Here is a 24,120-nt window from a genome sequence, read left to right on the forward strand (position 1 = left end):
TCCAGCCGGGTTGACGTCCTGTCGACCCGGCTGGCATCGCTTCAGGCAAAGGAGCCTGAAGCATGACTTTCACGCGTCGCACGATTGCTGGTCGAGAGACCAACCCCATCGGCCTTGGCTGCATGTCGCTGAGTTGGGCCTATGGCACTCCGCCTTCGGATGAAGACGGCAAGAGCCTCCTCGCCCGCGCGCTCGATCTTGGTTACGACCATCTCGATACCGCGCGCATCTATGGCGACGGGCACAACGAGACGCTGATCGGCGAGGCGCTCTCGGGCCAGCGCAACAAGTTCTTCCTCGCCAGCAAGACCGGCATCATCGTCGACGGCAAGGCGCGGCGGATCGACTGCAAGCCCGAGACGATCCGGGGTGCGCTGGAAACGTCGTTGCGCCTGCTGAAAACCGATCACATCGATCTCTACTACCTTCACCGCCGCGATTTCACCGTGCCCATCGAGGAATCGGTCGGCGCGCTGGGTGACCTCGTGCGCGAGGGCAAGATCGGCGGAATCGGCCTGTCCGAAATGTCCGCCGAAACCGTCCGCCGCGCCCACGCCGAGCATCCGATTGCGGCGCTGCAGACCGAATATTCGCCGATGACGCGCAATCCCGAAATCGCCGTGCTCGATGTGTGCCGCGAACTCGGCATCACTTTCGTCGCGTTCTCACCCGTGTGCCGGGGACTGCTGGTGGACGAACGCCCCGATCCCGCCGCGATGCCCAAGGGCGATATCCGCCCGAACATGCCGCGCTTCCAGGGCGATAACTGGGCGCACAACCTTGGCCTTGCCGAGCAGTTCGCCGCGCTGGCCGCGCGTGAGGGCGTGACGGCGGCGCAGCTGGCGCTCGGCTGGGTGCTGGCGCGCGGGCCGCATGTGGTGGCGATCCCCGGCACCTCGCGGCAGGATCACCTCGCCGAAAACATCGCGCGGTGGGATTGGGAACCCTCCGCCGCGCTGGTCGCCGAGGTGGATGCGCTGATCAATCACCAGACAGTGGCTGGGCACCGCTATGGGCCGGCGATGCAGGCGACGATTGATACGGAAGAGTTTGAAGCGGCTTGATTTTTGCCTCCGGCTGGGGGTTTTTGGCGCCTCCGGCGGGCAAGGGCCATCGCCCTTGCATCCCCACACTCTTCCCGTTCGTCATTGCGAGCGTAGCGAAGCAATCCAGAGTCGCGTAGAACCGCTCTGGATTGCTTCGCTACGCTCGCAATGACGAAGTGTGGTCGATGCGCCGCAGGCTTTATGCCGCTTCGCGGAAGGTATTGGGCTGCGCGGAAAAGTGCTACTGACAGGAAGCGCCCAATGGTTGATGTGGGCGAAATCTCTCTTCCCGAGTTTGCGATAAAACGGAGCTCAGCCTTTATGGATGTAGTGGCAGAACTGCGGCCTATCGGCGTGATGTATCGCGACGGCAATATTCAAGACGCTCTAGCCCAATTGACCTCACTTTGGTTGAAGGTTCCTGACCCGAAGCCGGAAACCCCCAACGCCTATCTGATAATTGAGTATGGGGTGGCCTTCGCTCTAAAAGGAGGTGACCTTGACCGCGCTCAAGAATGGGCTGATCGAGCGTCAATGTTCGCAGAAAAGCGTCACGATATGGGTGAGGTTGAGTTCCTAGTTGGTAAGGTCGCTTTCGAACGAGGCGACCTACGGACGGCTAGCGAGCAGTTCATCATTGCGGACGCCAAGTCCGAGGGGCGTGTCTTCGAAGCAAAAGACGAGCGCTATCGGCGACTGATCGACGGCCCAAAACTGACGTAAAACCAAGGGATGCAAGGGCCGATGGCCCTTGCCCGCCGGAGGCTCTTCCTAAGCCATCCGGCTCGCGCGCTCCGCCAGCCGGTCCACCGCCGCTGCGTGAATCGCGGGTGCTGCCGCCAGCAGGCCGAACGCGCGGGGATCCCGCTTGTTGTAGGCCAAAGGCGCGCCGAAGGCGTCGCTCACCGCCGCGCCTGCTTCGCGGGCGATGAGCGCGGCGGCGCCGATGTCCCATTCGTAGCCCCAGCGCAGGGTGGCGAGGAGGTCGGCTTCGTTGGCGGCGACCATCGCGATGCGGAGCGCGATGGAGTTGGGTTTGTCGACGAGGATGAGGTCGTGGTCGACGCGGGGGAGCGCGTCGGCGGGGACGCGGGCTCCGCTGAGTTCGAGGCGGTTGCTGGCGGTGAGGGGGAGGTCGTTGCGGTGCGCGCCCTGTCCGGCGATGGCTTGCCAGTATTCGCCGCGCGCTGGGGCATCTAACGCTCCGATCAGCGGGCGGCCTTCAGAGATGAGCGCGACGGAGACGGCCCAGCCGGGGCGGCCGCGCACGAAATCGCGGGTGCCGTCGATTGGATCGACGAGCCAGCAGAGGCCTTTGTCGAGGCGCGAGGGATCGTCGGCGGTTTCTTCGGAGAGCCAGCCGGCGGAGGGAAGGAGGCTCCCCAGTTCCTGCTTGAGATAGCCATCGACGGCGAGATCGGCAGCAGAGACGGGGTTGTTCGGGGACTTGTCCCACACTTCGAGCGCGTGGCCGTGGCCGGGCCAGCTGGCGAGGGCCAGGCGTCCGGCTTCGGCCATGATGGCGCGGAAGCGGTCGAAGTCGATCATCGCCATTTGCGATGCGGGTTTGGCGGCCTTAGCGCAAGGGGGCGCTGCCTGCGGCGCGCGATCTGTGCATTCGTATTCGGTGCTGCAGGCGGAGAATGCATCCGTGCAGGTGCGATTGGGGTATGCGGACCCTTTTCAAGCCCTTGGCCGTGTGCTTAAGGCAGCGCGACCTGCCGGTTCAAACCGCTAGATCTCATTCTCTTGATGCGGGGATAACGCATGAACGTTCATGAATATCAGGCCAAGGAATTGCTCGCCAAGTTCGGCGTCGGCATTCCGGCGGGCATTCCTGCCCTGACCGTGGAAGAAGCGGTTGCCGCTGCAAAGCAGCTGCCGGGGCCGCTTTATGTGGTGAAGGCGCAGATCCACGCGGGCGGTCGCGGCAAGGGCAAGTTCAAGGAACTGCCGGCCGATGCCAAGGGCGGCGTGCGGCTCGCGAAGTCGGTTGAGGAAGTCGAGGCGTTCGCCAAGGAAATGCTCGGCAACACGCTGGTGACGGTGCAGACCGGCGCAGCGGGCAAGCAGGTCAACCGGCTCTACGTGACCGACGGCGTTGATATCGCCAAGGAATACTACCTCTCGATGGTGGTGGACCGGGGCACCGGCCGCGTTGCCATGATCGTCTCGACCGAAGGCGGCATGGACATCGAAGAGGTTGCGCACAGCACCCCTGAGAAGATCGCGACGATCACGATCGATCCGGCGCAGGGCTTCATGCCGCACCACGGCCGCGCCGTAGGCTATGCGCTGAAGCTGACGGGCGAGCTCAACAAGCAGGCCGCCACGATCGCCAAGCAGCTCTACACCGCGTTCATGGCGCTGGATTGCGACATGCTTGAGATCAACCCGCTGGTGGAAACCAAGGACGGGAACCTTTTGGTCCTCGACACCAAGATGAGCTTCGACTCGAACGCGCTCTATCGCCACCCCGATGTCGTTGCGCTGCGCGACGAGACCGAGGAAGATCCGGCGGAAATCGAAGCGTCGAAGTACGACCTTGCCTACATCAAGCTCGACGGCAACATCGGCTGCATGGTGAACGGCGCGGGCCTCGCCATGGCGACGATGGACATCATCAAGCTCAACGGCGAATTCCCGGCCAACTTCCTTGACGTTGGCGGCGGCGCGACGACCGAGAAGGTGACGGCGGCGTTCAAGCTGATCCTGTCTGATCCGGCGGTGAAGGGCATTCTCGTCAACATCTTCGGCGGGATCATGAAGTGCGACATCATCGCCGACGGCATTGTTGCCGCGGCGAAGGAAGTGAACCTGCAGGTGCCGCTCGTCGTGCGCCTCGAGGGCACCAACGTGCAGCAGGGCAAGGACATCCTTGCCAATTCGGGTCTCCCCATTGTCCCCGCCAATGATCTTGGCGATGCCGCGCAGAAGATCGTGGCCGCAGTCCGGAAGGTTTCCTGATCCATGAGCATTCTTGTCAACAAGGCCACCAAGGTCATCACGCAGGGCATGACCGGCAAGACCGGCGCGTTCCACACGCAGGCGGCGCTTGATTACGGCACGCAGATGGTTGCGGGCGTGACGCCGGGCAAGGGCGGCACCAGCCACATCGGCCTGCCGCAGTTTGACACCGTTGCCGAAGCCAAGGCCGCGACCGGCGCCACCGCCAGCTGCATCTACGTGCCGCCTCCGGGCGCGGCGGACGCGATCCTCGAGGCCATCGACGCGCAGATGGAGCTCATCGTGTGCATCACCGAAGGCATCCCGGTGCTCGACATGGTGCGCGTGAAGCGCGCGCTGCAGGGCTCGAAGTCGCGCCTGATCGGCCCGAACTGCCCCGGCGTGCTGACGCCGGGCGAGTGCAAGATCGGCATCATGCCAGGCTCGATCTTCAAGAAGGGCTCGGTCGGCGTGGTCTCGCGCTCGGGTACGCTGACCTATGAGGCAGTGTTCCAGACCTCGAACATCGGCCTTGGCCAGACGACGGCTGTTGGCATCGGCGGCGACCCGGTGAACGGCACCAACTTCATCGACGTGCTCGAGCTGTTCCTGGCCGACGACGACACCAAGTCGATCATCATGATCGGCGAAATCGGCGGCGACGCGGAAGAGAACGCAGCGCAGTTCCTGATCGACGAGGCCAAGCGCGGCCGCAAGAAGCCGATGGCCGGCTTTATCGCGGGCCGTTCGGCGCCTCCGGGCCGCCGCATGGGCCATGCCGGTGCCATCGTTTCGGGCGGCAAGGGCGATGCTGAAAGCAAGATCGCGGCGATGGAAGCAGCGGGCATCCGTGTTTCGCCTTCGCCGAGCCTGCTGGGCGAGACGCTGGCGGAAGTGCTGAAGGGCTGAGGCTCTCGCGCTGACGACCGAGAAAGGGGCCGGGGGGAAACCTCCGGCCTTTTTCATTGGGCTCAGCCGGCGGCGGCCAGCTCTGCATCGACATCGGCTGCTGCCGCGCCGAGGTTGGTGCAGATGAACCGCACGGCGCTCTCATAGCGGCCCAGCGCGTCGGCGGCATCGGCGTATCCGGCGATCTCGAGGCCGACCAAGCCGTGCATCTGGCCCCAGACGAGGAAGGCAAGGTCCTGCACTTCGGCCGGATCGGGCGCTGCGCCGCGGTGGTGAGTGAGGCATGTGCCGACCGCGTCGACCAGTGCGGCAAAGGCGGGGTAGGCGTCTTCCACCGGCACCGCGAGCGAGACGAACTGGCTGTGCCGCCCGGTGGGGGAGAAGCGCTTTTCGCCGCCGAACATCAGCCGGTACATGCCGGTGTGATCGAGCGCGAAGCGGCGGTAGGCGAGCATCTGGCGAACCATCCAGCGCAGCGGTGCCGCACGCTCCTCCACGGCGAGCGCATAGGCATGGAGCCGCGCAAAGCCGATCGCATAGAGTGCCTGCATGAGGCCCGGCTTGCCGCCATAGAGCGTGTAGATCGCCATCGTCGACGATCCGCAGGCACGCGCCAGTTCGCGCAAGGCAACGCCGTCCGGCCCATCGCGGCGCACCAGCGCTTCCGCTTCTTCGAGAAGGCGCGCGGCGAGATCTTCGCGCGGGGGTTCGGTGGCGAGGTTCCTCCGATTCGGCATACTTTAGGTAGTGGGGGCTTGCCGCTTGGAATTCCAGTGATATAGCGTTTCCATAACAGCGTTATTGAGTCGAGCCGGCGCGGGGAGCGAGTGATGGGCGGCATCAAGGGCAACGAAGGATCGGTTGCGGGGACGATCACACCGATAACCGTCCGGCAGGGCGCTTTCGCATTTGCGGACGACACGCCGGCGCACTGGATCCCGCGCGCGCCCGAATTCGCGCAGATGATCAACGGTGCGTCGTTCGTCATGCCGCATCTGGAGCCATTCCTTGTCGCCACGCTGGGCGAAGCGGCGAAGCTGATCGAGGACCCGGCGGTGCGGCGCGAGGCGCGTGACTTCTGCATGCAGGAGACGCAGCATTACCGCACGCACCGGCGGTTCAACGATGTGCTGCTGGGGCAGGGGTATGAGAGCCTGGCCGCGGTCGAGGCGGAGATGGCGGCGGCCTATGCGCGCCTGATGGAGCGGCCGCTCGCGGTGCGACTGGCCTATGCTGCGGGGTTCGAGGCGATGACGCTGGGGCTGACCGACTGGCTGGTGGGCCACCGGGTGGAACTGTTTCGCGGGGCAGACCCGCACGTGACCTCGTTCATCCTCTGGCACATGGTCGAGGAAACCGAGCACAAGCTGGTCGCGCATGACGTCTACGAGGCGGTCTCGCCGGGGTACTGGTGGCGTGCAGTTGGCGTGCTGCACGGATCGCTGGATGTGATCCAGTGGAGCCGGCGCTGCTACCGCGCGCTGCTGCTGCAGGATGGCCGTTGGCGGCGACCTTCCTCGCGCCTCAAGGTCTGGTGGTGGGCGGCGCGGTTCCTGCTCGGGGCAGGCCCGGCACTGCTGCGGGCGCTGGTGCCGGGGCACGATCCGCGCGTGATGAAGGATCATCCGTGGGTGCGCGAATGGATCGCCGGGCATGCGCGCTCGGGTCAGCGCGGCGCGCCGATGCCGCTGATCGATACCGGGAGCGCCGTGATGCCGGTGCCGTTCTGAGGGGAGTGGAGATGGACGGTTCGGAATGGCGCCCGATCCAGCGGATGCTGATCGTACAGGGCGGCTATGTGATGCTGCTGGGCTTCGTCGCGGGCTTCGGTTTTGTATTCTACCTCATCGGCAGCATCGAGCTGTGGCCGATCCCCGGCAAGATTGCGGTTCAGCTTCCCGGAAGCGACAAGGCCTGGCGGATGAGCCACATGGAAGGCGTGCTCAACGGGCTGATGCTGTGGTTGCTGGCCGCGTTGCAGCCAGCGATGGCACTGCCGCTCCAGACCGCCCGGCGCCTCGCGCGGATGCTGGTGCTGACGGCGTGGTGCTTCCCCATCGCCTCGCTGTTCGATGCGCTGTTCAAGGATAGCCGGGGGCTGAAGTTTGCCGCGCCGGTGACGAACCTGATCCCGTTCTTCCTTTTTTATGTGGGCATCATCGCGCTGGTCTGGGTGGTGATCGAGATCGTGGTGCGGGTGCGGCGACAGGTGTGAGCCCTATGATCCTCCCCTTACAGGGGAGGTGGCAGCGCGCAGCGCTGACGGAGGGGTAGCGGTCTGGCGGGGCGTCAGGTTTCGGGCGCTACCCCTCCACCACCCTTCGGGTGGTCCCCGTCCCCTGTCAGGGGAGGATTTTTGGCGTAGCGGGCGATGGCTTCGGCGGTGGCGACGGGATCGGCGAGGACGCGGGCGGCGGCAATTCGGAGCACGCGAATGCCTTGGTTTTCCAGCCAGAGGCGGCGGTGGGTGTCGGTCTGTGGACGATCGCCCGTGTTGTGGACGTGGCCATCCACTTCGATGCCGAGCTTTGCCGCCGCGCAATAGAAATCGAGGATGTACCGACCAGCCGGATGCTGGCGGCGAAATTTGAGCCCTTCGGGACGATGGCGGAGTTCCTTCCAGAGGAGCACTTCGGGGAGTGACATGGTCTTGCGCAGGATGGCGGCCTTGCGCTGGGTGGATTTCGGGCCGTGGATCATGCGCGCTACCCCTCCACCACCCTTCGGGCGGTCCCCCTCCCCTTTTAGGGGAGGATTTTTGTGTAGCGTTTTGTTGCTTGCGGTTCGATGCGAACTGGCACCGGCTTGGCGCTACCCTTCGACAATCCGGTAGGGGACGAGATCGCGCTGGCTGGGGTCGACGGCGATGGCCTTGTCGCTGGGGGGGAAGGCGCGCTGGTCGCAGGTGTCGCGGGGGCAGATGCGGCAGGAGATGCCGATGCGGGTGACCGCGTCCTCGTTGGTCAGGTTGAGGCCGTCGGCGTAGACGAACTCGTCCGCCAGCGCGGCTTCGCAGCCGAGTACGACGGCATAGCGGCGGGGCTGGCGGTAGTAGCTACCGCTGGGTTTCACGAGGCCCTTGGCGATCGAGACGTAGCGGATGCCATCGGGCATTTCGGCGAGCTGGACGTGGATGCGGTCCGGGATCGCAACGGCTTCGTGGACAATCCATAGCGGGCAGGCGCCACCAAAGCGGCCGAACTGCAGGCGCGTGGCGGAGTGGCGCTTGGTGATGTTGCCCGCCATATCGACCCGCGCGAAGAACACCGGGATGCCGCGCGCCTGCGGGCGTTGCAGCGTGGAAAGGCGGTGGCAGCACTGTTCGAAGCTGACGTGGAAAAGCTGGCGCAACCGGTCGATATCGTGGCGCAGCTGACGCGCAGCGCTGCGGAAGCGCTCGTAGGGCATGAGCAGCGCACCTGCCGCGTAGTTGCCGAGGCCGACGGTGAGCAGGTGGCGCGCGGCTTCGGTCTGCAGCGGGGCCGAGGCGACGATTTCGGCGATCTGGTCCGAGAGCGCGAGTGCGGCGACCTGATAGGCGAGCTGGAAGCGGCTCGATTCGTTGGGCTGGGCGGAATCGAGTTGGAGGTGGCGGCGCTGTGCATCGAAGCGGCGCAAGGCCACGCCGCTCGCCCATTCGATGGTGACGCCCTCGCGGCGCAGCCATTGCTGCATGGTGCGGATGCGCGGGCTGGCTTCGTCTCCGGCGATCTGGTGGGCGAGCGTCTCGGCATCGCGGTCGATGCGGTCGACATAATTGTTGGCGAGGTGGAACCAGTCGCGCACTTCCTCCCACGGCAGGCGGCCGCCAGCAATCTCGGAGCCGCCGAGGTCTGAGCCGATGGCTTCATCGAGCATTTCAAGGCGCTGGCGGCCCTTGGCGAACAGGCCATGCAGTGCGACGAAGCTCTCTGCAAAGGCGGGAAATTGGCGCGCGAGGCGCTCCACTTGTTCGGCGGGCATGGTGCCGGGGAGCTGCGGATCAGCGAGCGCCTCGCGCAACGATTCCGCGAGGGTATCGGCTTCGGCGGGGGCGAGATCGGCCCAGTCGATGGGGAAGGCGGCGCGCAGGGCATCGGCCAGCGAAGGCGTGAGGTGGCGCTCGTCAGTTTCAAGCTGTGAGAGATAGGGTGCGCTGATGCCGAGGGCGCTCGCCATTTGCGCCTGACGCAGGCCGCGGCGCTGGCGCAATGTGCGCAGGGCCTGCCCTGCAAAGATCCGGCGGTTGGACATACGGCTTCTTCTCTTTGACCACTCCCCCACCCGCTCAGCATGAGCGGGTGGGAGTTGGAGTATGGGAACAGACGCAAGTCTAGTTTGCAAAGTATGACTTTGCAACTTTGCTGAATTGCATTGGACAGCCGCGCTGCAATGCGGCATCCGCCTCAGCCTTGATCCCTAGCAACCGGGGCTGTGCACTGATGTCTGCCAATATTGCCGAGATGGAAAAGCGCCGCGAGGCGGCTCGCATGGGGGGCGGCCAGCGCCGCATCGACGCCCAGCACGCCAAGGGCAAGCTCACCGCGCGCGAGCGGCTCGATATCCTGCTTGATGAGGGCAGCTTCGAGGAAATCGACGCCTACGTCGAACACAATTGCGTCGACTTCGGCATGCCCGAGCAGACCGTGCCGGGTGACGGCGTGGTGACCGGTTCGGGCACGATCAATGGCCGTCTGGTCTATGTGTTCAGCCAGGACTTCACCGTGTTCGGCGGCGCGGTTTCCGAACGCCACGCGATGAAGATCTGCAAGATCATGGACACCGCGCTGAAAGTCGGCGCGCCGGTCATCGGGATTAACGACAGCGGCGGCGCGCGCATTCAGGAGGGTGTGGCCAGCCTTGGCGGTTATGCCGAGATCTTCCAGCGCAACGTGCTGGCTTCGGGCGTGGTGCCGCAGCTTTCGCTGATCATGGGCCCCTGCGCCGGCGGAGCGGTCTATTCGCCGGCGATGACCGACTTCATCTTCATGGTGAAGGACAGCTCCTACATGTTCGTCACCGGGCCGGACGTCGTTAAGACGGTGACCAACGAGATCGTGACGCAGGAGGAACTGGGCGGCGCGGTGACGCATTCGACCAAGACCTCGGTGGCGGACCTTGCCTGCGAGAACGACATCGAGACGCTGCTCATGGCTCGCGAGTTCTTCGATTACCTGCCGCTGACCAATCGTTCGGGCGTGCCTGAGCGGCCGACGTCTGACGCATGGGACCGGCTGGAATACAGCCTCGACACGATCATCCCGGCTTCGGCCAACCAGCCCTATGACATGCACGAGGTGATCACGAAGACGCTCGACGAGGGCGAGTTCTTCGAGATCCAGCCCAAGCATGCCGCGAACATCATCTGCGGGTTCGGACGGATCGAGGGCAAGACGGTAGGCGTCGTCGCCAACCAGCCGATGGTGCTGGCTGGCGTGCTCGACATCAATTCGTCGAAGAAGGCCGCGCGCTTCGTGCGCTTCTGCGATGCGTTCGAGATTCCGATCGTGACTTTCGTCGACGTGCCGGGCTTCCTGCCGGGCACTGCGCAGGAACTGGGCGGCATCATCAAGCACGGCGCGAAGCTGCTGTTCGCCTATGCCGAGGCGACCGTGCCCAAGATCACCGTGATCACGCGCAAGGCCTATGGCGGCGCCTATGACGTGATGGCTTCCAAGCACCTACGCGGCGACTTGAACTACGCCTGGCCGACCGCCGAAATCGCGGTGATGGGCGCGAAGGGCGCGGTGGAGATCATCTTCCGCGGGCTTTCGACCGAAGAGCAGGCGCAGAAGACCAAGGAATACGAGGACCGCTTCGCCAACCCGTTCGTGGCGGCAAGCAAGGGGTTCATCGACGAAGTGATACACCCGCACTCGACGCGGCGGCGCATCGCGCTGGGGCTGCGCAAGCTGCGGAACAAGGCGCTCGAGAACCCGTGGAAGAAGCATGACAATATTCCGCTCTGAGCGGCGGCCTGAAGGACATTTCGATATGACTGACATCTTCATCGTTTCCGGCGCGCGGACCGCCATCGGCACCTTTGGCGGCAGCCTTGCCTCGTTCCGTCCGGCTGATCTGGGCACCATCGTGATCAAGGAAGCGATTGCCCGCGCTTGTCTGACGCCGGACAAGGTCGAGAACGTGGTGATCGGCACCGTCGTGCCAACGCAGCCGAAGGACGCCTATGTCAGCCGCGTTGCGGCGGTGAACGCTGGCGTTCCGATCGAGAGCCCGGCGATGAACGTGAACCGGCTGTGCGGTTCGGGCCTGCAGGCCATCGTCTCGGCGGCGCAGGGCATTGCGCTGGGCGAGCAGCAGATCGCCATCGGCGGCGGCTGCGAGGTCATGTCGAACGCGCCGCATATGGTGCTGACGGCGCGCAACGGGCAGAAGATGGGCGATCAGGTGATGATGGACGCCATGCTCGGCGCGCTCCACGATCCGTTCGAGAACATCCACATGGGCGTGACGGCGGAGAACATCGCCGAGCGCCACCAGATCACGCGCGAAACACAGGACGCGCTGGCAGTGGAAAGCCACAAGCGCGCGGCAGCGGCGACGGCGGCGGGCTACTTCAAGGAGCAGATCGTTCCGGTCGAAGTAAAGACACGCAAGGGCGTGACCGTGTTCGATACCGACGAGCACTTCCGCGCCGATGCCAGCCTTGAGGGCATGGCGGGCCTCAAGCCGGTGTTCAAGAAGGATGGCACCGTCACCGCCGGCAATGCCAGCGGCATCAACGACGGCGCGGGCGCGGTCGTGCTGGCGAGCGGCGAAGCGGTGGCCGAGCATGGGCTGAAGCCGCTCGCGAAAATTTTGGCGTGGGGCCATGCCGGTGTTGAGCCGAACGTGATGGGCCTTGGCCCGGTCAAGGCCGTGCCAGTGGCGCTGAAGCGCGCGGGGCTGACGCTCGACCAGATCGACGTGATCGAGAGCAACGAGGCGTTCGCGGCGCAGGCCTGCGGCGTCGCCAAGGAACTGGGCTTCGATCCGGCCAAGACCAATCCGAACGGCTCGGGCATTTCACTGGGCCATCCCATCGGCGCGACGGGAGCGATCCTGACGATCAAGACGGCCTACGAACTTCACCGCACCGGCGGGCAGTACGGCCTCATCACCATGTGCATCGGCGGCGGTCAGGGCATCGCCATGGTCATCGAGAGGGTCTGATATGAAGCTCGGTCGGCTCAATCACATCGGCGTCGCGACGCCTTCGATTGCGGACAGCATTGTCTTCTGGCGCGACGTGATGGGTGCGACGAAGATTCACGAACCGTTCGACCTGCCGGAGCAGGGGGTGAAGGTGTGCTTCGTCGATACGCCGGGGGCCGATGGCGCGCTGAATGGCACGCAGATCGAGCTGATCGAGCCGCTGCCGGGCAATGCCGGGATCGCCGCGTTCCTCGCCAAGAACCCCGCCGGGGGGCAGCACCACATGTGCTATGAAGTGCCCGATATTCACGCGGCCAAGGCGGCGTTCGAGGCACTGGGCAAGCGCGTGCTGGGCGAACCGCGCATCGGCGCGCACGGCACGCTGATCTTCTTCGTCCACCCCAAGGACATGGGCGGGGTGCTGACCGAGATCATGGAGACGCCGAAGGGCGATCACCACTGAGGTTTGTGGGAACCGTCACCCTGAACTTGTTTCAGGGTCCATCGTGCAACCGGGCACGGCGGTTCGAGTGGCGAAATGGATGCTGAAACAAGTTCAGCATGACGATCTTTTAGGAACGATCCGATGAGCGAAAAAACGCTGCAGGACTGGCAAGTAGCCGCCTCGAAGGAAGTCAAAGGCAAGGACCTGACCTGGCAGACGCCGGAAGGGATTGCCGTGAAGCCGCTCTACACGGCGGACGATGTGACGGCGGACCCGGGCCTGCCGGGCTTTGCGCCGTTCACGCGCGGCGTGCGCGCCTCGATGTATGCAGGCCGTCCCTGGACGATCCGGCAGTACGCGGGCTTCTCCACCGCCGAGGAATCGAACGCGTTCTATCGCCGCAACCTCGCGGCAGGGCAGAAAGGCCTGTCGGTCGCATTCGACCTTGCGACGCACCGTGGTTATGACTCCGACCACCCGCGCGTGGTGGGCGATGTCGGCAAGGCGGGCGTGGCCATCGATTCGGTCGAGGACATGAAGATTCTTTTCGACGGGATTCCGCTCGATCAGATGTCCGTTTCGATGACCATGAACGGCGCGGTGATCCCGATCATGGCGTTCTTCATCGTCGCGGGCGAGGAGCAGGGCGTGAGCCGCGCGCAGCTCGACGGGACCATCCAGAACGACATCCTCAAGGAGTTCATGGTCCGCAACACCTACATCTACCCGCCCGAGCCTTCGATGCGGATCATCTCGGACATCTTCGGCTACACCAGCCGCGAGATGCCGAAGTTCAACTCGATCTCGATTTCCGGCTATCACATGCAGGAAGCCGGGGCGACGCAGGTGCAGGAACTCGCGTTCACCATCGCCGATGGCATGGAATACGTGAAGTACGGCGTGGCCAGCGGGCTGGACATCGACAAGTTTGCCGGCCGCCTCTCGTTCTTCTTCGCCATCGGCATGAACTTCTTCATGGAAGTGGCCAAGCTGCGCGCGGCGCGCGTGCTGTGGCACCGCGTGATGACGAAGCTCGGCGCGCAGGACGAGCGCTCCAAGATGCTGCGCACGCACTGCCAGACCTCGGGCGTGAGCTTGCAGGAGCAGGACCCCTACAACAACGTGATCCGCACTACGATCGAGGCGATGGCCGCGATGCTGGGTGGCACGCAGTCGCTCCACACCAATGCGCTCGACGAAGCCATCGCGCTGCCGACCGACTTCTCCGCGCGGATCGCCCGCAACACGCAGATCGTGCTGCAGGAAGAGACGGGGATGACCAAGGTCGTCGATCCGCTCGGCGGCTCGTACTACGTCGAGGCGCTGACGCAGGAACTGGTCGACAAGGCGTGGGACATCATCGAGCGCGTCGAGGCCGAAGGCGGCATGGCCAAGGCCGTGGCGGCGGGCTGGCCCAAGGCGATGATCGAGGAAGCGGCGGCGGCCCGTCAGGCGCGGGTGGACCGCGGCGAGGACGTGATCGTCGGCGTCAACAAGTACCGCCTGGCGAGCGAGGACCAGCTCGACACGCTGGAGGTCGACAACCACGCGGTGCGCGAAGGCCAGATCGCGCGGCTGAAGCGCGTGCGCGAGACGCGCGACGAGACGAAGTGCCGCGCCGCGCTCAACGCGCTGACCGAGGGCGCGAAGACCGGCGGCAACCTGCTCGAGCTGGCGGTGGAAGCCGCTCGCCACCGCGCGACCTTGGGCGAGATTTCGGATGCGATGGAAATCGTGTTCGGCCGCCACGGCACCGTGCCGACCCCGGTGAAGGGCATCTACGGCGCGGCCTATTCGGGCGACAGCCGCTATCAGCAGGTGCTGGACGGCGTCGAAGCCGTGAAGCGCCGTCTGGGCCGCAAGCCTCGGATGCTCGTCGCCAAGATGGGCCAGGACGGGCACGACCGGGGCGCGAACGTGATCGCTTCGGCGTTCATCGACATGGGCTTCGAAGTGACTTCCGGTCCGCTGTTCCAGATCCCGTCCGAAGCGGCGGCGCTGGCGCTGGAGGCCAATGTCGATGCGGTGGGCGCAAGCTCGCTCGCGGCGGGTCACAAGACGCTGATCCCCGAGCTGATCGGCCACCTCAAGGCCTCTGGCCGCGCGGACATCAAGGTCGTCGCGGGCGGGGTGATCCCGCCGCAGGACTACGACTTCCTGCGCGAGGCAGGGGTGCAGGGCATCTACGGCCCCGGCTCCAATGTCGTCGAATGCGCGGCGGACATGCTCCGTCTGTTGGGCCACAACATGCCGCCCGCGGGCGAAGAACTGCAGGCGGCGGAGTAAGGCGTTTTCTAGTCCCCCTCGCGCCTGCGGGAGGGGTTAGGGGTGGGCATTCCACCCGTGCAAATTTTACCATCGCTCGCGGAAGAAGGCCCACCCCCGGCCCCTCCCGCAAGCGGGAGGGGAGCAGTTGATGTTCAAGAAAATCCTCATCGCCAACCGTGGCGAGATTGCATGCCGCGTGATCAAGACGGCGCGCCGGATGGGTATCCAGACCGTGGCGGTCTATTCGGACGCCGATGCGCGCGCGCCCTTCGTGAAGATGGCGGACGAGGCGGTGCATATCGGGCCTTCGCCGGCCGCGCAGTCCTACCTGATCGCGGACAAGATCATCGCGGCGTGCGAGCAGACGGGCGCCGAGGCGGTGCATCCTGGCTATGGCTTCCTTTCCGAGCGCACCTCGTTTGCCGAGGCGCTGGCGGCCAAGGGCATCGCGTTCATCGGGCCGCCCGTCGGCGCGATTGCCGCGATGGGTGACAAGATCGAATCGAAGAAGCTGGCCAAGGCTGCGGGCGTCAACGTCGTCCCCGGCTTTGTGGGCGAGATCGAGGATACCGAGCACGCGGTGCGCATCTCGGACGAGATCGGCTATCCGGTGATGATGAAGGCCTCGGCCGGCGGCGGCGGTAAGGGCATGCGCCTGGCCTACTCCGAGAAGGACGTCCGCGAGGGCTTCGAGGCGGTGAAGCGCGAGGGGCTGAACTCGTTCGGCGATGACCGCGTGTTTATCGAGAAGTTCATCCTCAACCCGCGCCACATCGAGATCCAGATCCTCGGCGATCAGCACGGCAACATCCTCTACCTCAACGAGCGCGAATGCTCGATCCAGCGCCGCCACCAGAAGGTGGTGGAGGAAGCGCCCTCGCCGTTCGTCACGCCGAAGATGCGCAAGGCGATGGGCGAGCAGTGCGTCGCGCTCAGCCGCGCGGTGGGCTATTATTCGGCGGGTACAGTGGAACTGATCGTCTCGGGCGCGGACCCGAGCGGCGAGAGCTTCTACTTCCTCGAAATGAACACCCGCCTGCAGGTGGAGCACCCTGTTACCGAAGCGATCACCGGCATCGACCTTGTCGAGCAGATGATCCGCGTGGCTGCCGGTGAGAAGCTGGCCTTCACGCAGGACGACATCGGGATCGACGGCTGGGCCATCGAGAATCGCGTCTATGCTGAAGATCCTTATCGCGGCTTCCTGCCCTCGACTGGCCGTCTGGTGCGCTATGATCCGCCGGTGGAAGGCTGGACCGACGACGGCGAGGCCAATGGTCGTCGCGGTGTCGGCGGCGTGCGCGTGGACGACGGCGTCTATGAAGGCGGCGAAGTCTCGATGTTCTACGATCCGATGATCGCCAAGCTGGTGACCTGGGGCGCGACGCGCGACGAGGCGGCGGACCGGCAGATCGAGGCGCTCGATGCGTTCGAGATCGAGGGGCTGGGCCACAACATCGATTTCGTCTCGGCGATCATGCAGCACCCGCGCTTCCGTTCGGGCGAGCTGACCACCGGGTTCATCGCCGAGGAATATCCGGACGGCTTCCACGGCGCAGCGACCTCTGACGAGACCAAGCGGTCGCTGGCGGCGCTGGCGGGCTTCCTTGCTACCGCGCGCTCTGACCGGGCGCGGCAGGTGGGCGGGCAGCTCGGCGAAACGCTCGATCCGCCGTCCGAATGGGCAGTGCGGATTGGCGAGACGGACTTTGCCGTCTCGGTCGATGAGGAGGCGATCACCGTCGATGGCGACGAGATCGATCTCGCGCTTGAGTACACGCCGGGTGACCGCGTGGTGATGGCCGAAGTCGGCGGCAAGCCGCTGACAGTGAAGGTCAAGGCGCGCGCCACCGGCTTCACGCTGACGACGCGCGGGGCGAGCCACGACGTGCGCGTGCTGCCGGCGCGAATCGCCGGGCTGACGAAGCACATGATCGCCAAGGTCGCGCCCGACATGTCGAAGTACCTCGTCTGCCCGATGCCCGGGCTGCTCGTGGCGCTGCATGTCGGCGTGGGCGATACGGTGGAGGCGGGCCAGCCGCTCGCCGTGGTCGAGGCGATGAAGATGGAAAACATCCTGCGCGCCGAAAAGGCGGGCAAGGTGAAGGCGGTGAACGCGGCGCAGGGCGAAAGCCTTGCGGTGGATGCGATCATCCTTGAAATGGAGTAGAAGCCCGGCTGATGCAGGGGCTCACTTTCCTGCATGGGCAAGTGGGTGAGGTTGACGTTTACGTAAGCGCCACTTATGCGCGCGCCATCGATTTGAGAAAGGCCTGACACGATGAAAGCCCTGGTCTGCGTGAAGCGGGTGATCGACTACAACGTGAAGCCGCGCGTGAAGGCGGATGGCACGGGGGTTGACCTCGCCAACGTCAAGATGAGCATGAACCCCTTCGACGAAATCGCGGTCGAGGAAGCCATTCGCCTGAAGGAAAAGGGCGTGGTCACCGAGATCGTGGCGGTTTCGGTCGGGCCGGCCAAGGCGCAGGAAACGCTGCGCACCGCGCTCGCCATGGGTGCGGACCGCGCGATCCTCGTCGTCAGCGACGACGAAGTGGAGCCGCTGGCGGTTGCCAAGATCGTCAAGGCGATTGCCGACGAGGAACAGCCGGGCCTCATCATCACCGGGAAGCAGGCGATCGACGACGACGCCAACCAGGTCGGCCAGATGGTCGCCGCGCTGCTGGGCCGTCCGCAGGGCACTTTCGCCAACGAAGTCGCCGTGGAAGGTGACAGCATCGTCGTGAAGCGCGAGATCGACGGCGGTCTGGAAACGGTGAAGCTGGCGCTGCCCGCCATCGTCACCACCGACCTGCGCCTCAACGAGCCGCGCTACGCCTCGCTGCCCAACATCATGAAGGCGAAGTCCAAGCCGCTCGCGACCAAGGCGCCGGCTGACTACGGCGTCGATATCGCGGCGCGCCTCAAGACCCTCAAGGTCACCGAACCTCCGGTGCGCAGCGCGGGCATCAAGGTGCCTGACGTCGATGCGCTGGTCGCCAAGCTCAAGGAAATGGGAGTCGCCTGATGTCCAAGACACTCGTTTGGGTCGAACACGACAACGCGTCGGTCAAGGACGCTACCCTCGCCGTCGTGACCGCTGCCGCGCAGATGGGCGAAGTGACCGCGCTGGTCGCGGGCTCGGGCTGTGATGCCGCTGCGGCTGCCGCCGCGCAGATCGCCGGCGTCGCCAAGGTGCTCAAGGCCGATGACGCGGCTTATGCCAATGCGCTGGCTGAAAACGTCGCGCCGCTCGTCGCCGGCCTGATGGCTGACTATGACGCGTTCGTCGCGCCTGCCACCACCACCGGCAAGAACATCGCGCCGCGCGTCGCCGCGCTGCTCGACGTGATGCAGGTTTCGGACATCCTTTCGGTCGAAGGCCCCAAGACCTTTACCCGTCCGATCTACGCCGGCAACGCGATCGCTACGGTCGAATCTACCGATGCCAAGATCGTCGTCACCGTGCGCGGTACGGCCTTCGCCAAGGCGGAAGCCACGGGCGGTTCGGCGGCTGTCGAAGCTGTCGGCGGTGCGGGCGATGCCGGTCTTTCGGCGTTCATGGGTTCGGAAATCGCCAAGAGCGAGCGTCCGGAACTGACCTCGGCCAAGATTATCGTCTCGGGCGGCCGCGCGCTGAAGGATGCGGAAACCTTCCAGAGCGTGATCACTCCGCTGGCGGACAAGCTGGGTGCCGGCATCGGCGCCTCGCGCGCTGCGGTTGACGCGGGCTATGTGCCCAACGACTACCAGGTCGGCCAGACCGGCAAGATCGTGGCGCCGGAAGTCTACATCGCAGTCGGCATCTCGGGCGCGATCCAGCATCTGGCTGGCATGAAGGATTCCAAGACCATCATCGCCATCAACAAGGACGAAGACGCCCCGATCTTCCAGGTCGCGGACATCGGCCTCGTCGGCGATCTGTTCACGCTGGTGCCGGAACTGACCGGCAAGCTCTGAGCTTGGCTTTTACAGACAACGGAAAGGCCCTGCTTCGGCGGGGCCTTTTTGTTTTGGGCGCTGCGCCTAAAGCTCAAGCGTCAAACACTGGCTGAAGTCATCGACCACATAGTCGGCAAAGCCATCGCAGTTTTCGAAACCGTACTTGCGGTAGAGCGCGACTGCCGGGGCGAAAGCGTCGGTGCGGCCGGTTTCGAGGCTCACGCGCGCATAGCCGCGCCCGCGCGCCACGCCGAGCAGGTGCTGGAGCATGGCTTCGCCTGCGCCCTTGCCGCGCCATTCGGGGGCGGCGCGCATGGATTTGAGTTCGCCATGGGTATCATCGAGGTGCTTGATGGCCCCGATCGCCGCGAGTGCACCCTCCACGTGGGCGGTGAAGAAGGTGACGCCGGGCTGGCGCAGCTTTTCGAGCGGCAAGGCATGGACTTTGCAGGCCGGGCTTTCGGCGTGCATGCCGGAGAGATGCAGCGCGATCAGGGCGCGCACGTCCTCGCCGGAAAGATCGTCCTCGGTGATGGTCAATCCGCCTGTCATGGGTGCTCCGACTGGTCTTGGTGCAATGATCTGCTATCGCGAGCGGCATGACCGAGACAAGTGAAAGCCGCTGGGCCATCGCCATCCATGGCGGGGCCGGATCGATGACACCCGAGACGATGGACGGGGCCGCCGTTGCCGCGCACGAAGCGGCGCTGGTCGTTGCGCTCGATGCTGGGCGGGTCGTGCTCGCAGCAGGCGGCTCTGCGCTGGATGCGGTCTGCGCGGCGGTGAAGGAACTGGAGGACGATCCACACTTCAACGCCGGACGCGGGGCGGTGTTCACCTATCACGGCACGAACGAACTCGATGCGGCGGTGATGGATGGGGCCACGCGCGGGGCGGGAGCCGTCTGCGGGGTGACGCACACGCGCAATCCGGTGAATCTGGCGCGTACGGTCATGGAGCAAAGTCCGCACGTGTTCCTGAGCGGCGTGGGCGCTGAGGAATTTGCGCGCGAACAGGGGGTGGAAATGGTCGATCCCGACTGGTTCGCAACCGAGCCGCGCTGGGCGCAGTTGCAGGAACTCAAGGCGAAGAAGCTCGGTTGGTTCGATGCGGGGCTGAAGTATGGCACTGTCGGCGCGGTGGCGGTGGATACCGCAGGCCATGTCGCGGCGGCAACCTCGACCGGCGGGCTGACGGGCAAGCGCTGGGGCCGGATCGGGGATTCGCCGCTGATCGGCGCGGGGACCTATGCCGATGACCGCGCGGCGGCGGTGAGCTGCACCGGCTCGGGCGAGCAGTTCATCCGCGCCGCAGTCTCGCACGAAATCTGCGCGCGGATGCGCCTTGGCGGCGAAGGGGCGCAGGCGGCCACCGAAGCCGTGCTCGCCGAAGTCGGCGACATGGGCGGCGTTGGCGGCGTGATCTATGCGACGCCGGGCGGCGAGACCGGATTTGCCTTCACCACGCCGGGGATGTTTCGCGGCCGGGCAGACAGCGAAGGCCTGCGCGAAGTGGGGATTTTTGGCGAGAGTTAGGCGGCGTAGGCGAGGGCGGGTGACGGTTAGCGCCCAAATTCCCCCACTCGTCATTGCGAGCGTAGCGAAGCAATCCAGAGCCGCGCAGAACCGCCCTGGATTGCTTCGCTACGCTCGCAATGACGAAGCAAGGAAGCACGAGGTGACCCGGCAATATCTAACGGCTGCTCACGCCCAGTTCCGGACGTTAGACTGCGATGCAAACATCGGCTAACAAAATGCTCCGCGAGCGACGCTAGGGTATCGAGAAGACAGAATGAAAATCGGCGTCTGCTGCTTCTGCTCAAAGCCTGTTGATGAGGTCGGTCTCGACCCCTGCACGCTTTCGATAGCTACAAACGGTGAGGGCTCTCAGTCGTGGCCATGCCATGGTGAATGCTACGTGGAGCGCCTTGGCGATCTCCCGTATGGCCGTGAGTTATTCGAAAACGAGGACTAACTCGCCCATCCTACGAATGGCGGCTTACCACCAATTCCAGACATCATGGCTCATCAAATCGCTACGGAGAGGGCGGTTGGAGAGGTGGCGGCTTCCCACCCGATACCGCTCGCCCCGCCAGTCGCTGACCCTTTCCCCGCCGCCTAAGCCGCGTGCTTGTCCGCCTTGCGGCGGCCGAGGCGCAGGCCCTGCTCCAGCTGGGCGCGAAGCTGGAGATAGTAGGATTCGAGGAAGACCCGTTCGGCGCGGTAGGGGTAGGGACGGCCGATCTTGCGGCTGATCGCATCGGCGACATCGTCCAGCGCTGGCCCCCGGTCATCCCGCAGCACGCGCTCAAGCGTCTGCAGTTCGAACTCCCCGTAGACGGCGAGTTCTTCGGGCGTGAAGGTAAACGCCTGTTCGGCCGCGGCGATCGGAGCGCTGACCGAAAGCGCCTGCCCCAGTTTGCGGTGCTGCGCCTCGACCACCCAGGTGCCCGCGATCACATCGCCGCAGCGAAGGGAATCGCGGTTGAGGAACGGGAACAGGAGGAAGATCGCGCACCAGATCGCGCCCGCCCAACCGGCAACGTCGGTATCGCTGCCCGAAGCGATCGCGCCGCCGATGAACACGATCGGCATGAACAGCTCGATGTCGCGCACGATGTTGCGGGCGATCACCGCTTCGGTGGTCAGCCGTTCGGTGCCGCGCGCGGCGATACGGATGCCGGTGATCCGCTTGCCCGGAGTTGCGCCGCGTGGGCCGAGTTCGAAGAACAGGAACCACGCATTGCGAAACAGGAACATCGCGATGATCCACACGATCACCAGCGCCTGCAATGCGCGCGATTTGGGCCCGTTGGTCTCGAGCTCTGCCGTGTTGATGCCGATGCCCCCGGCGATCCAGAGCAGGGTGTAGGACGTGACCATCATGGCGGTGACGATCAGGATGAGATCGATGACCAGCGCAGCGGCGCGCGAGCCGCGGGATGCCAGCACGAAGGGGAGCGCGACACCTTCGGGCGTGATGACCGTGCGCTTGCGGTTGTGAGGTTGCCGGCGCGCCATCAGGCTGCCTTCCCCCGCCCGCGCCAGACGAAGAAGTAGGTGGTCCAGAACACCAGCATGAAACCGCCGACGACGAGACGGCCGGGGGTGTTGTCGATCAATTGGCGGGCGAAACCTTCGAGCAGGCCCGCGACGATCAGCATCAGGACAACACCGACCATGACCTGCGCGCTACGCCGACCGGCGGCCGCGGCGGCATCGAGCACGGATGCCTCGCCGGGAAAGGCCATCGCCCGGCCGATGTGGAGCCCTGCCGCGCCGGCGAGCAGGATTGCGTAGAGTTCGGTCGTGCCATGGACCGAGAGCCAGCCGATGATTTCCAGCGTGAGGCCCTGCCCGTGATACAGCCAGAGCAGGGCGCCGAGCATCGTGGTGTTCTGGATCAGCAGCAAGGCGGAGGGCAGGCCGAACGCGAAGCCGAGCGCAAAGGCCAGGATCGCGACTTGCGCGTTGTTGGAGAACAGCGCTGCGGCGAATACCGCGAGGCCGTGCTGGTCCTGCTGGCCGAACAAGGTGCCGAGGAGGACGGCGCGGCTCGCACCCGGCACGCGGGCATCCGCCATGCCGCCGGGCATCAGCGCGAAGTACCAATCGGGATCGCTGGCGACGAGCAGCCAGCCGACGATCGTTCCCGCCACCATTAGCGCAAGGGCGATGAGGATATCCTGCTTCAGCGCGCGCACGCTTTCGCCCCAGCCGCCACCGAAGAAGCGAACTAGCCAATCACCCAGCCCCGCGCGCGGGCCATAGACGATGAACCAGGCGCGGCGGGTGAGGTCTTCGAGCCAGAGCAGCGTTTCGGCATCAAGCGAGGTTTCCCGCGCGACGGCAAGGCTGGAGACGGCGGTGCGGTAGAGCGCGGGGAGGGCGAGGAGGTCTTCGTCCGAGATACCGCGCAGGCGCCCGCGTTCGATGCGGCCCACGATGGCCTCGAGCCGCTTCCACTCCCCTTCACGTTCGAGGCGGAAGCGGTCTGAGCGCAGCGCTGCGCTCTCGGCAGCAGCGATCTCCGCGCTGGCGGAGGGGCTGAACCAGCCGCCAAGACGGCCGAGGAGGGTCGGTGCGGCTTCGCTCATCCGAGGCTTCCCGCGCGCTTTACCGCGAGATAGGCGTCGAGCAGGCGATTGCCGATGTGCTGGTGCGGGGCTTCGACCACCAGAATGCCTGCACGGCGCAGGCGCTGAAGCACGAGTGTGCGCTGCTGCAGGAGCGTGGTGGCGGTGACGGCCATCGCCGCATCTTGGGCGTTATGGATCGGCGCATTCACGAAATCGGCGAGTTCCGCATCAGCCATCACCACGAAGATCACCCGGTGCCGCTCGACGAGGCGGCGCATCGATTCGATCATCAGTTCGGCGCTGGTCGGGTCGGTGAATTCGGAGAACACCACGATCAGCGAGCGCCGCCTGAGGCGCGCCGCCAGCGTGGATAGAGCTAGCGTGAAGTTGGGCTGCTCGGCGCCGTAATCGAGCGCGGCGGCTGCTTCCTGCAGGCGGGCGAAATCGCGCGGGGCGGTGACGAATGGGCTCATCACCTGCGGGCGCTGGGCAAAGCCGTAGAGCGCGACGCGGTCCTGCGCGCCAAGCGCGACCCAGGCGGTGGTGAGCGCAGCGGTGACGGCGCGGTCTATGCGCGGCAGGCCCGCGATCGGCTCGCACATCGTCTGTCCGCAATCGAACGCGAAGACGATCTGGTTGTTGCGCTCGGTCTCGTACTCCTTGGCGAAGAGCCGGGCGTGGCGGGCTGACGATTTCCAATCGATGCGGCGGCGGTCCATGCCGGGTTCGTACTCTGCCAGCGCCTCGAACTCGGTCCCCTCGCCGCGGATGCGGCGCGCGACCATGCCGAACTGGGCATCGCGCAGGAACAGTTGGAGGGCCGGGCTGCGCACCGGGGCGATATTGGGCCGGACGCGGACCACAGCATCGAGTTCGCGGCGGACCTGCCGGGAGGCGAGGCCCAGCGGCCCGTCCCAGCGCAGCCACACCGCATCCACCGGTCCGGTCCCGCGGCGGGTGGGCATGGTCTCGACCGCGGCGCTCCACACCCCGCTATCCTGCCCGAGCGCGGCAACCAGCCGGCCGCCGGGAGCAAGGCGCGGATCGAGCGCCAGCGCGGCGATAGGGGCGGTGCGGGGGCTTTCGATGCGGAAATCAGCGAGGATCTGGAGGCGTAGCGGCTCGCCCACTTCGCCATCTTTCGGCACGATGACGCGCAGGTCTGCCAAAGTCGGCGCAAGCAGCGCGTCGAGCAGCACCATGACGAGCAATGCCCCGCCCAGCGCTGGCGCCGCGATCCACGCTTTCGGCGCAGCAGCGGCCATCACGACCGCCAGCGGTGCCGCCAACGCCAGCACCACGGCCGTGCGCGCCGAAGGGTAGAACACCGGAAAAGGCCAGCGGAGTGCCAA

General features: G+C 65.5%; 22 protein-coding genes. 14 read left to right on the forward strand and 8 right to left on the reverse strand.

Annotation, left to right across the window (positions count from 1 at the left end):
- Positions 1-62: 62 nt before the first annotated feature.
- Both NSE01_RS10700 and NSE01_RS10705 read left to right on the forward strand, forming a co-directional pair.
- Entirely contained in the window at positions 63-1,064 is a 1,002-nt protein-coding gene (locus NSE01_RS10700; protein ID WP_147159570.1) for an aldo/keto reductase, read from the forward strand.
- A 243-nt stretch (positions 1,065-1,307) separates the two neighbouring features.
- On the forward strand, positions 1,308-1,769 hold the full coding sequence (locus tag NSE01_RS10705) for a hypothetical protein (RefSeq protein ID WP_147159571.1): 462 nt from the start codon (positions 1,308-1,310) through the stop codon (positions 1,767-1,769).
- 48 nt (positions 1,770-1,817) lie between these two features.
- Here the strand turns inward: NSE01_RS10705 and NSE01_RS10710 are convergent, their stop codons facing one another.
- Positions 1,818-2,594, reverse strand: a complete 777-nt coding sequence (locus tag NSE01_RS10710; protein ID WP_147159572.1) for a 3'(2'),5'-bisphosphate nucleotidase CysQ — start codon at positions 2,592-2,594, stop codon at positions 1,818-1,820.
- 219 nt (positions 2,595-2,813) lie between these two features.
- On the opposite strand from NSE01_RS10710, the gene sucC reads away from it, so the two are divergent.
- Positions 2,814-4,013: an ADP-forming succinate--CoA ligase subunit beta gene (sucC, locus tag NSE01_RS10715; RefSeq protein WP_147159573.1), complete on the forward strand. Its 1,200-nt coding sequence runs from the start codon at positions 2,814-2,816 to the stop codon at positions 4,011-4,013.
- A gap of 3 nt (positions 4,014-4,016) precedes the next feature.
- Positions 4,017-4,901: a succinate--CoA ligase subunit alpha gene (sucD, locus tag NSE01_RS10720; protein WP_147159574.1), complete on the forward strand. Its 885-nt coding sequence runs from the start codon at positions 4,017-4,019 to the stop codon at positions 4,899-4,901.
- Positions 4,902-4,963: 62 nt separating this feature from the next.
- Here the strand turns inward: sucD and NSE01_RS10725 are convergent, their stop codons facing one another.
- A complete protein-coding gene (locus NSE01_RS10725; protein WP_147159575.1) occupies positions 4,964-5,638 on the reverse strand; it encodes a TetR/AcrR family transcriptional regulator in 675 nt (224 codons plus the stop codon).
- Positions 5,639-5,731: 93 nt separating this feature from the next.
- Here NSE01_RS10725 and NSE01_RS10730 point away from each other — a divergent pair, with 93 nt between their 5' ends.
- Both NSE01_RS10730 and NSE01_RS10735 read left to right on the forward strand, forming a co-directional pair.
- On the forward strand, positions 5,732-6,631 hold the full coding sequence (locus NSE01_RS10730; RefSeq protein ID WP_147159576.1) for a metal-dependent hydrolase: 900 nt from the start codon (positions 5,732-5,734) through the stop codon (positions 6,629-6,631).
- A gap of 11 nt (positions 6,632-6,642) precedes the next feature.
- Positions 6,643-7,116: a styrene oxide isomerase gene (locus NSE01_RS10735; RefSeq protein ID WP_147159577.1), complete on the forward strand. Its 474-nt coding sequence runs from the start codon at positions 6,643-6,645 to the stop codon at positions 7,114-7,116.
- Between the two features lie 74 nt (positions 7,117-7,190).
- On the opposite strand, the gene NSE01_RS10740 is transcribed toward NSE01_RS10735, so the two are convergent.
- Complete coding sequence (locus NSE01_RS10740) at positions 7,191-7,601, reverse strand: endonuclease domain-containing protein (protein ID WP_147159578.1); 411 nt, start codon at positions 7,599-7,601, stop codon at positions 7,191-7,193.
- A gap of 111 nt (positions 7,602-7,712) precedes the next feature.
- Complete coding sequence (locus tag NSE01_RS10745) at positions 7,713-9,134, reverse strand: helix-turn-helix domain-containing protein (protein ID WP_147159579.1); 1,422 nt, start codon at positions 9,132-9,134, stop codon at positions 7,713-7,715.
- A 188-nt stretch (positions 9,135-9,322) separates the two neighbouring features.
- Here NSE01_RS10745 and NSE01_RS10750 point away from each other — a divergent pair, with 188 nt between their 5' ends.
- The 7 genes from NSE01_RS10750 to NSE01_RS10780 all read left to right on the forward strand — a co-directional run bounded on the left by NSE01_RS10750 (position 9,323) and on the right by NSE01_RS10780 (position 18,708).
- On the forward strand, positions 9,323-10,849 hold the full coding sequence (locus NSE01_RS10750; protein ID WP_147159580.1) for an acyl-CoA carboxylase subunit beta: 1,527 nt from the start codon (positions 9,323-9,325) through the stop codon (positions 10,847-10,849).
- A gap of 25 nt (positions 10,850-10,874) precedes the next feature.
- On the forward strand, positions 10,875-12,053 hold the full coding sequence (locus NSE01_RS10755) for an acetyl-CoA C-acyltransferase family protein (protein ID WP_147159581.1): 1,179 nt from the start codon (positions 10,875-10,877) through the stop codon (positions 12,051-12,053).
- Between the two features lies 1 nt (position 12,054).
- Complete coding sequence (gene mce / locus NSE01_RS10760) at positions 12,055-12,498, forward strand: methylmalonyl-CoA epimerase (protein WP_147159582.1); 444 nt, start codon at positions 12,055-12,057, stop codon at positions 12,496-12,498.
- A 123-nt stretch (positions 12,499-12,621) separates the two neighbouring features.
- Positions 12,622-14,766 carry a methylmalonyl-CoA mutase gene (gene scpA / locus NSE01_RS10765; protein WP_147159583.1) on the forward strand — a complete coding sequence of 715 codons (2,145 nt, stop codon included), beginning with the start codon at positions 12,622-12,624 and terminating at the stop codon, positions 14,764-14,766.
- 130 nt (positions 14,767-14,896) lie between these two features.
- Positions 14,897-16,918 (forward strand): acetyl-CoA carboxylase biotin carboxylase subunit, encoded by a 2,022-nt coding sequence (locus NSE01_RS10770; RefSeq protein WP_147159584.1) that lies wholly within the window; start codon positions 14,897-14,899, stop codon positions 16,916-16,918.
- 111 nt (positions 16,919-17,029) lie between these two features.
- Positions 17,030-17,776 (forward strand): electron transfer flavoprotein subunit beta/FixA family protein, encoded by a 747-nt coding sequence (locus tag NSE01_RS10775; protein WP_147159585.1) that lies wholly within the window; start codon positions 17,030-17,032, stop codon positions 17,774-17,776.
- Positions 17,776-18,708, forward strand: coding sequence for an electron transfer flavoprotein subunit alpha/FixB family protein (locus NSE01_RS10780; protein WP_147159586.1), 933 nt, complete (start codon positions 17,776-17,778; stop codon positions 18,706-18,708). Before NSE01_RS10775 ends, NSE01_RS10780 begins: the two co-directional genes overlap by 1 nt.
- A gap of 66 nt (positions 18,709-18,774) precedes the next feature.
- On the opposite strand, the gene NSE01_RS10785 is transcribed toward NSE01_RS10780, so the two are convergent.
- Positions 18,775-19,242, reverse strand: coding sequence for a GNAT family N-acetyltransferase (locus tag NSE01_RS10785; protein WP_147159587.1), 468 nt, complete (start codon positions 19,240-19,242; stop codon positions 18,775-18,777).
- Positions 19,243-19,289: 47 nt separating this feature from the next.
- On the opposite strand from NSE01_RS10785, the gene NSE01_RS10790 reads away from it, so the two are divergent.
- Positions 19,290-20,225, forward strand: coding sequence for an isoaspartyl peptidase/L-asparaginase family protein (locus NSE01_RS10790; RefSeq protein ID WP_147159588.1), 936 nt, complete (start codon positions 19,290-19,292; stop codon positions 20,223-20,225).
- 582 nt (positions 20,226-20,807) lie between these two features.
- Here NSE01_RS10790 and NSE01_RS10795 read toward each other — a convergent pair.
- The 3 genes from NSE01_RS10795 to NSE01_RS10805 are packed head-to-tail and all read right to left on the reverse strand — an operon-like array spanning position 20,808 to position 24,120.
- Complete coding sequence (locus NSE01_RS10795; protein WP_147159589.1) at positions 20,808-21,710, reverse strand: RDD family protein; 903 nt, start codon at positions 21,708-21,710, stop codon at positions 20,808-20,810.
- Positions 21,710-22,786 (reverse strand): stage II sporulation protein M, encoded by a 1,077-nt coding sequence (locus tag NSE01_RS10800; RefSeq protein ID WP_147159590.1) that lies wholly within the window; start codon positions 22,784-22,786, stop codon positions 21,710-21,712. Before NSE01_RS10800 ends, NSE01_RS10795 begins: the two co-directional genes overlap by 1 nt.
- Positions 22,783-24,120: a DUF58 domain-containing protein gene (locus tag NSE01_RS10805; RefSeq protein ID WP_246135159.1), complete on the reverse strand. Its 1,338-nt coding sequence runs from the start codon at positions 24,118-24,120 to the stop codon at positions 22,783-22,785. The genes NSE01_RS10800 and NSE01_RS10805 overlap by 4 nt, the downstream gene beginning before the upstream one ends.

Source organism: Novosphingobium sediminis, from assembly GCF_007991615.1.
In the GTDB taxonomy this organism is placed as follows: domain Bacteria; phylum Pseudomonadota; class Alphaproteobacteria; order Sphingomonadales; family Sphingomonadaceae; genus Novosphingobium; species Novosphingobium sediminis.

Excerpts from the sequence above, each read along its gene's own strand:
- NSE01_RS10700 (WP_147159570.1), top strand. The coding sequence starts at position 63 with ATGACTTTCACGCGTCGCACGATTGCTGGTCGAGAGACCAACCCCATC.
- NSE01_RS10705 (WP_147159571.1), top strand. The coding sequence starts at position 1,308 with ATGGTTGATGTGGGCGAAATCTCTCTTCCCGAGTTTGCGATAAAACGG.
- NSE01_RS10710 (WP_147159572.1), bottom strand. The coding sequence starts at position 2,594 with ATGATCGACTTCGACCGCTTCCGCGCCATCATGGCCGAAGCCGGACGC.
- sucC (WP_147159573.1), top strand. The coding sequence starts at position 2,814 with ATGAACGTTCATGAATATCAGGCCAAGGAATTGCTCGCCAAGTTCGGC.
- sucD (WP_147159574.1), top strand. The coding sequence starts at position 4,017 with ATGAGCATTCTTGTCAACAAGGCCACCAAGGTCATCACGCAGGGCATG.
- NSE01_RS10725 (WP_147159575.1), bottom strand. The coding sequence starts at position 5,638 with ATGCCGAATCGGAGGAACCTCGCCACCGAACCCCCGCGCGAAGATCTC.
- NSE01_RS10730 (WP_147159576.1), top strand. The coding sequence starts at position 5,732 with ATGGGCGGCATCAAGGGCAACGAAGGATCGGTTGCGGGGACGATCACA.
- NSE01_RS10735 (WP_147159577.1), top strand. The coding sequence starts at position 6,643 with ATGGACGGTTCGGAATGGCGCCCGATCCAGCGGATGCTGATCGTACAG.
- NSE01_RS10740 (WP_147159578.1), bottom strand. The coding sequence starts at position 7,601 with ATGATCCACGGCCCGAAATCCACCCAGCGCAAGGCCGCCATCCTGCGC.
- NSE01_RS10745 (WP_147159579.1), bottom strand. The coding sequence starts at position 9,134 with ATGTCCAACCGCCGGATCTTTGCAGGGCAGGCCCTGCGCACATTGCGC.
- NSE01_RS10750 (WP_147159580.1), top strand. The coding sequence starts at position 9,323 with ATGTCTGCCAATATTGCCGAGATGGAAAAGCGCCGCGAGGCGGCTCGC.
- NSE01_RS10755 (WP_147159581.1), top strand. The coding sequence starts at position 10,875 with ATGACTGACATCTTCATCGTTTCCGGCGCGCGGACCGCCATCGGCACC.
- mce (WP_147159582.1), top strand. The coding sequence starts at position 12,055 with ATGAAGCTCGGTCGGCTCAATCACATCGGCGTCGCGACGCCTTCGATT.
- scpA (WP_147159583.1), top strand. The coding sequence starts at position 12,622 with ATGAGCGAAAAAACGCTGCAGGACTGGCAAGTAGCCGCCTCGAAGGAA.
- NSE01_RS10770 (WP_147159584.1), top strand. The coding sequence starts at position 14,897 with ATGTTCAAGAAAATCCTCATCGCCAACCGTGGCGAGATTGCATGCCGC.
- NSE01_RS10775 (WP_147159585.1), top strand. The coding sequence starts at position 17,030 with ATGAAAGCCCTGGTCTGCGTGAAGCGGGTGATCGACTACAACGTGAAG.
- NSE01_RS10780 (WP_147159586.1), top strand. The coding sequence starts at position 17,776 with ATGTCCAAGACACTCGTTTGGGTCGAACACGACAACGCGTCGGTCAAG.
- NSE01_RS10785 (WP_147159587.1), bottom strand. The coding sequence starts at position 19,242 with ATGACAGGCGGATTGACCATCACCGAGGACGATCTTTCCGGCGAGGAC.
- NSE01_RS10790 (WP_147159588.1), top strand. The coding sequence starts at position 19,290 with ATGACCGAGACAAGTGAAAGCCGCTGGGCCATCGCCATCCATGGCGGG.
- NSE01_RS10795 (WP_147159589.1), bottom strand. The coding sequence starts at position 21,710 with ATGGCGCGCCGGCAACCTCACAACCGCAAGCGCACGGTCATCACGCCC.
- NSE01_RS10800 (WP_147159590.1), bottom strand. The coding sequence starts at position 22,786 with ATGAGCGAAGCCGCACCGACCCTCCTCGGCCGTCTTGGCGGCTGGTTC.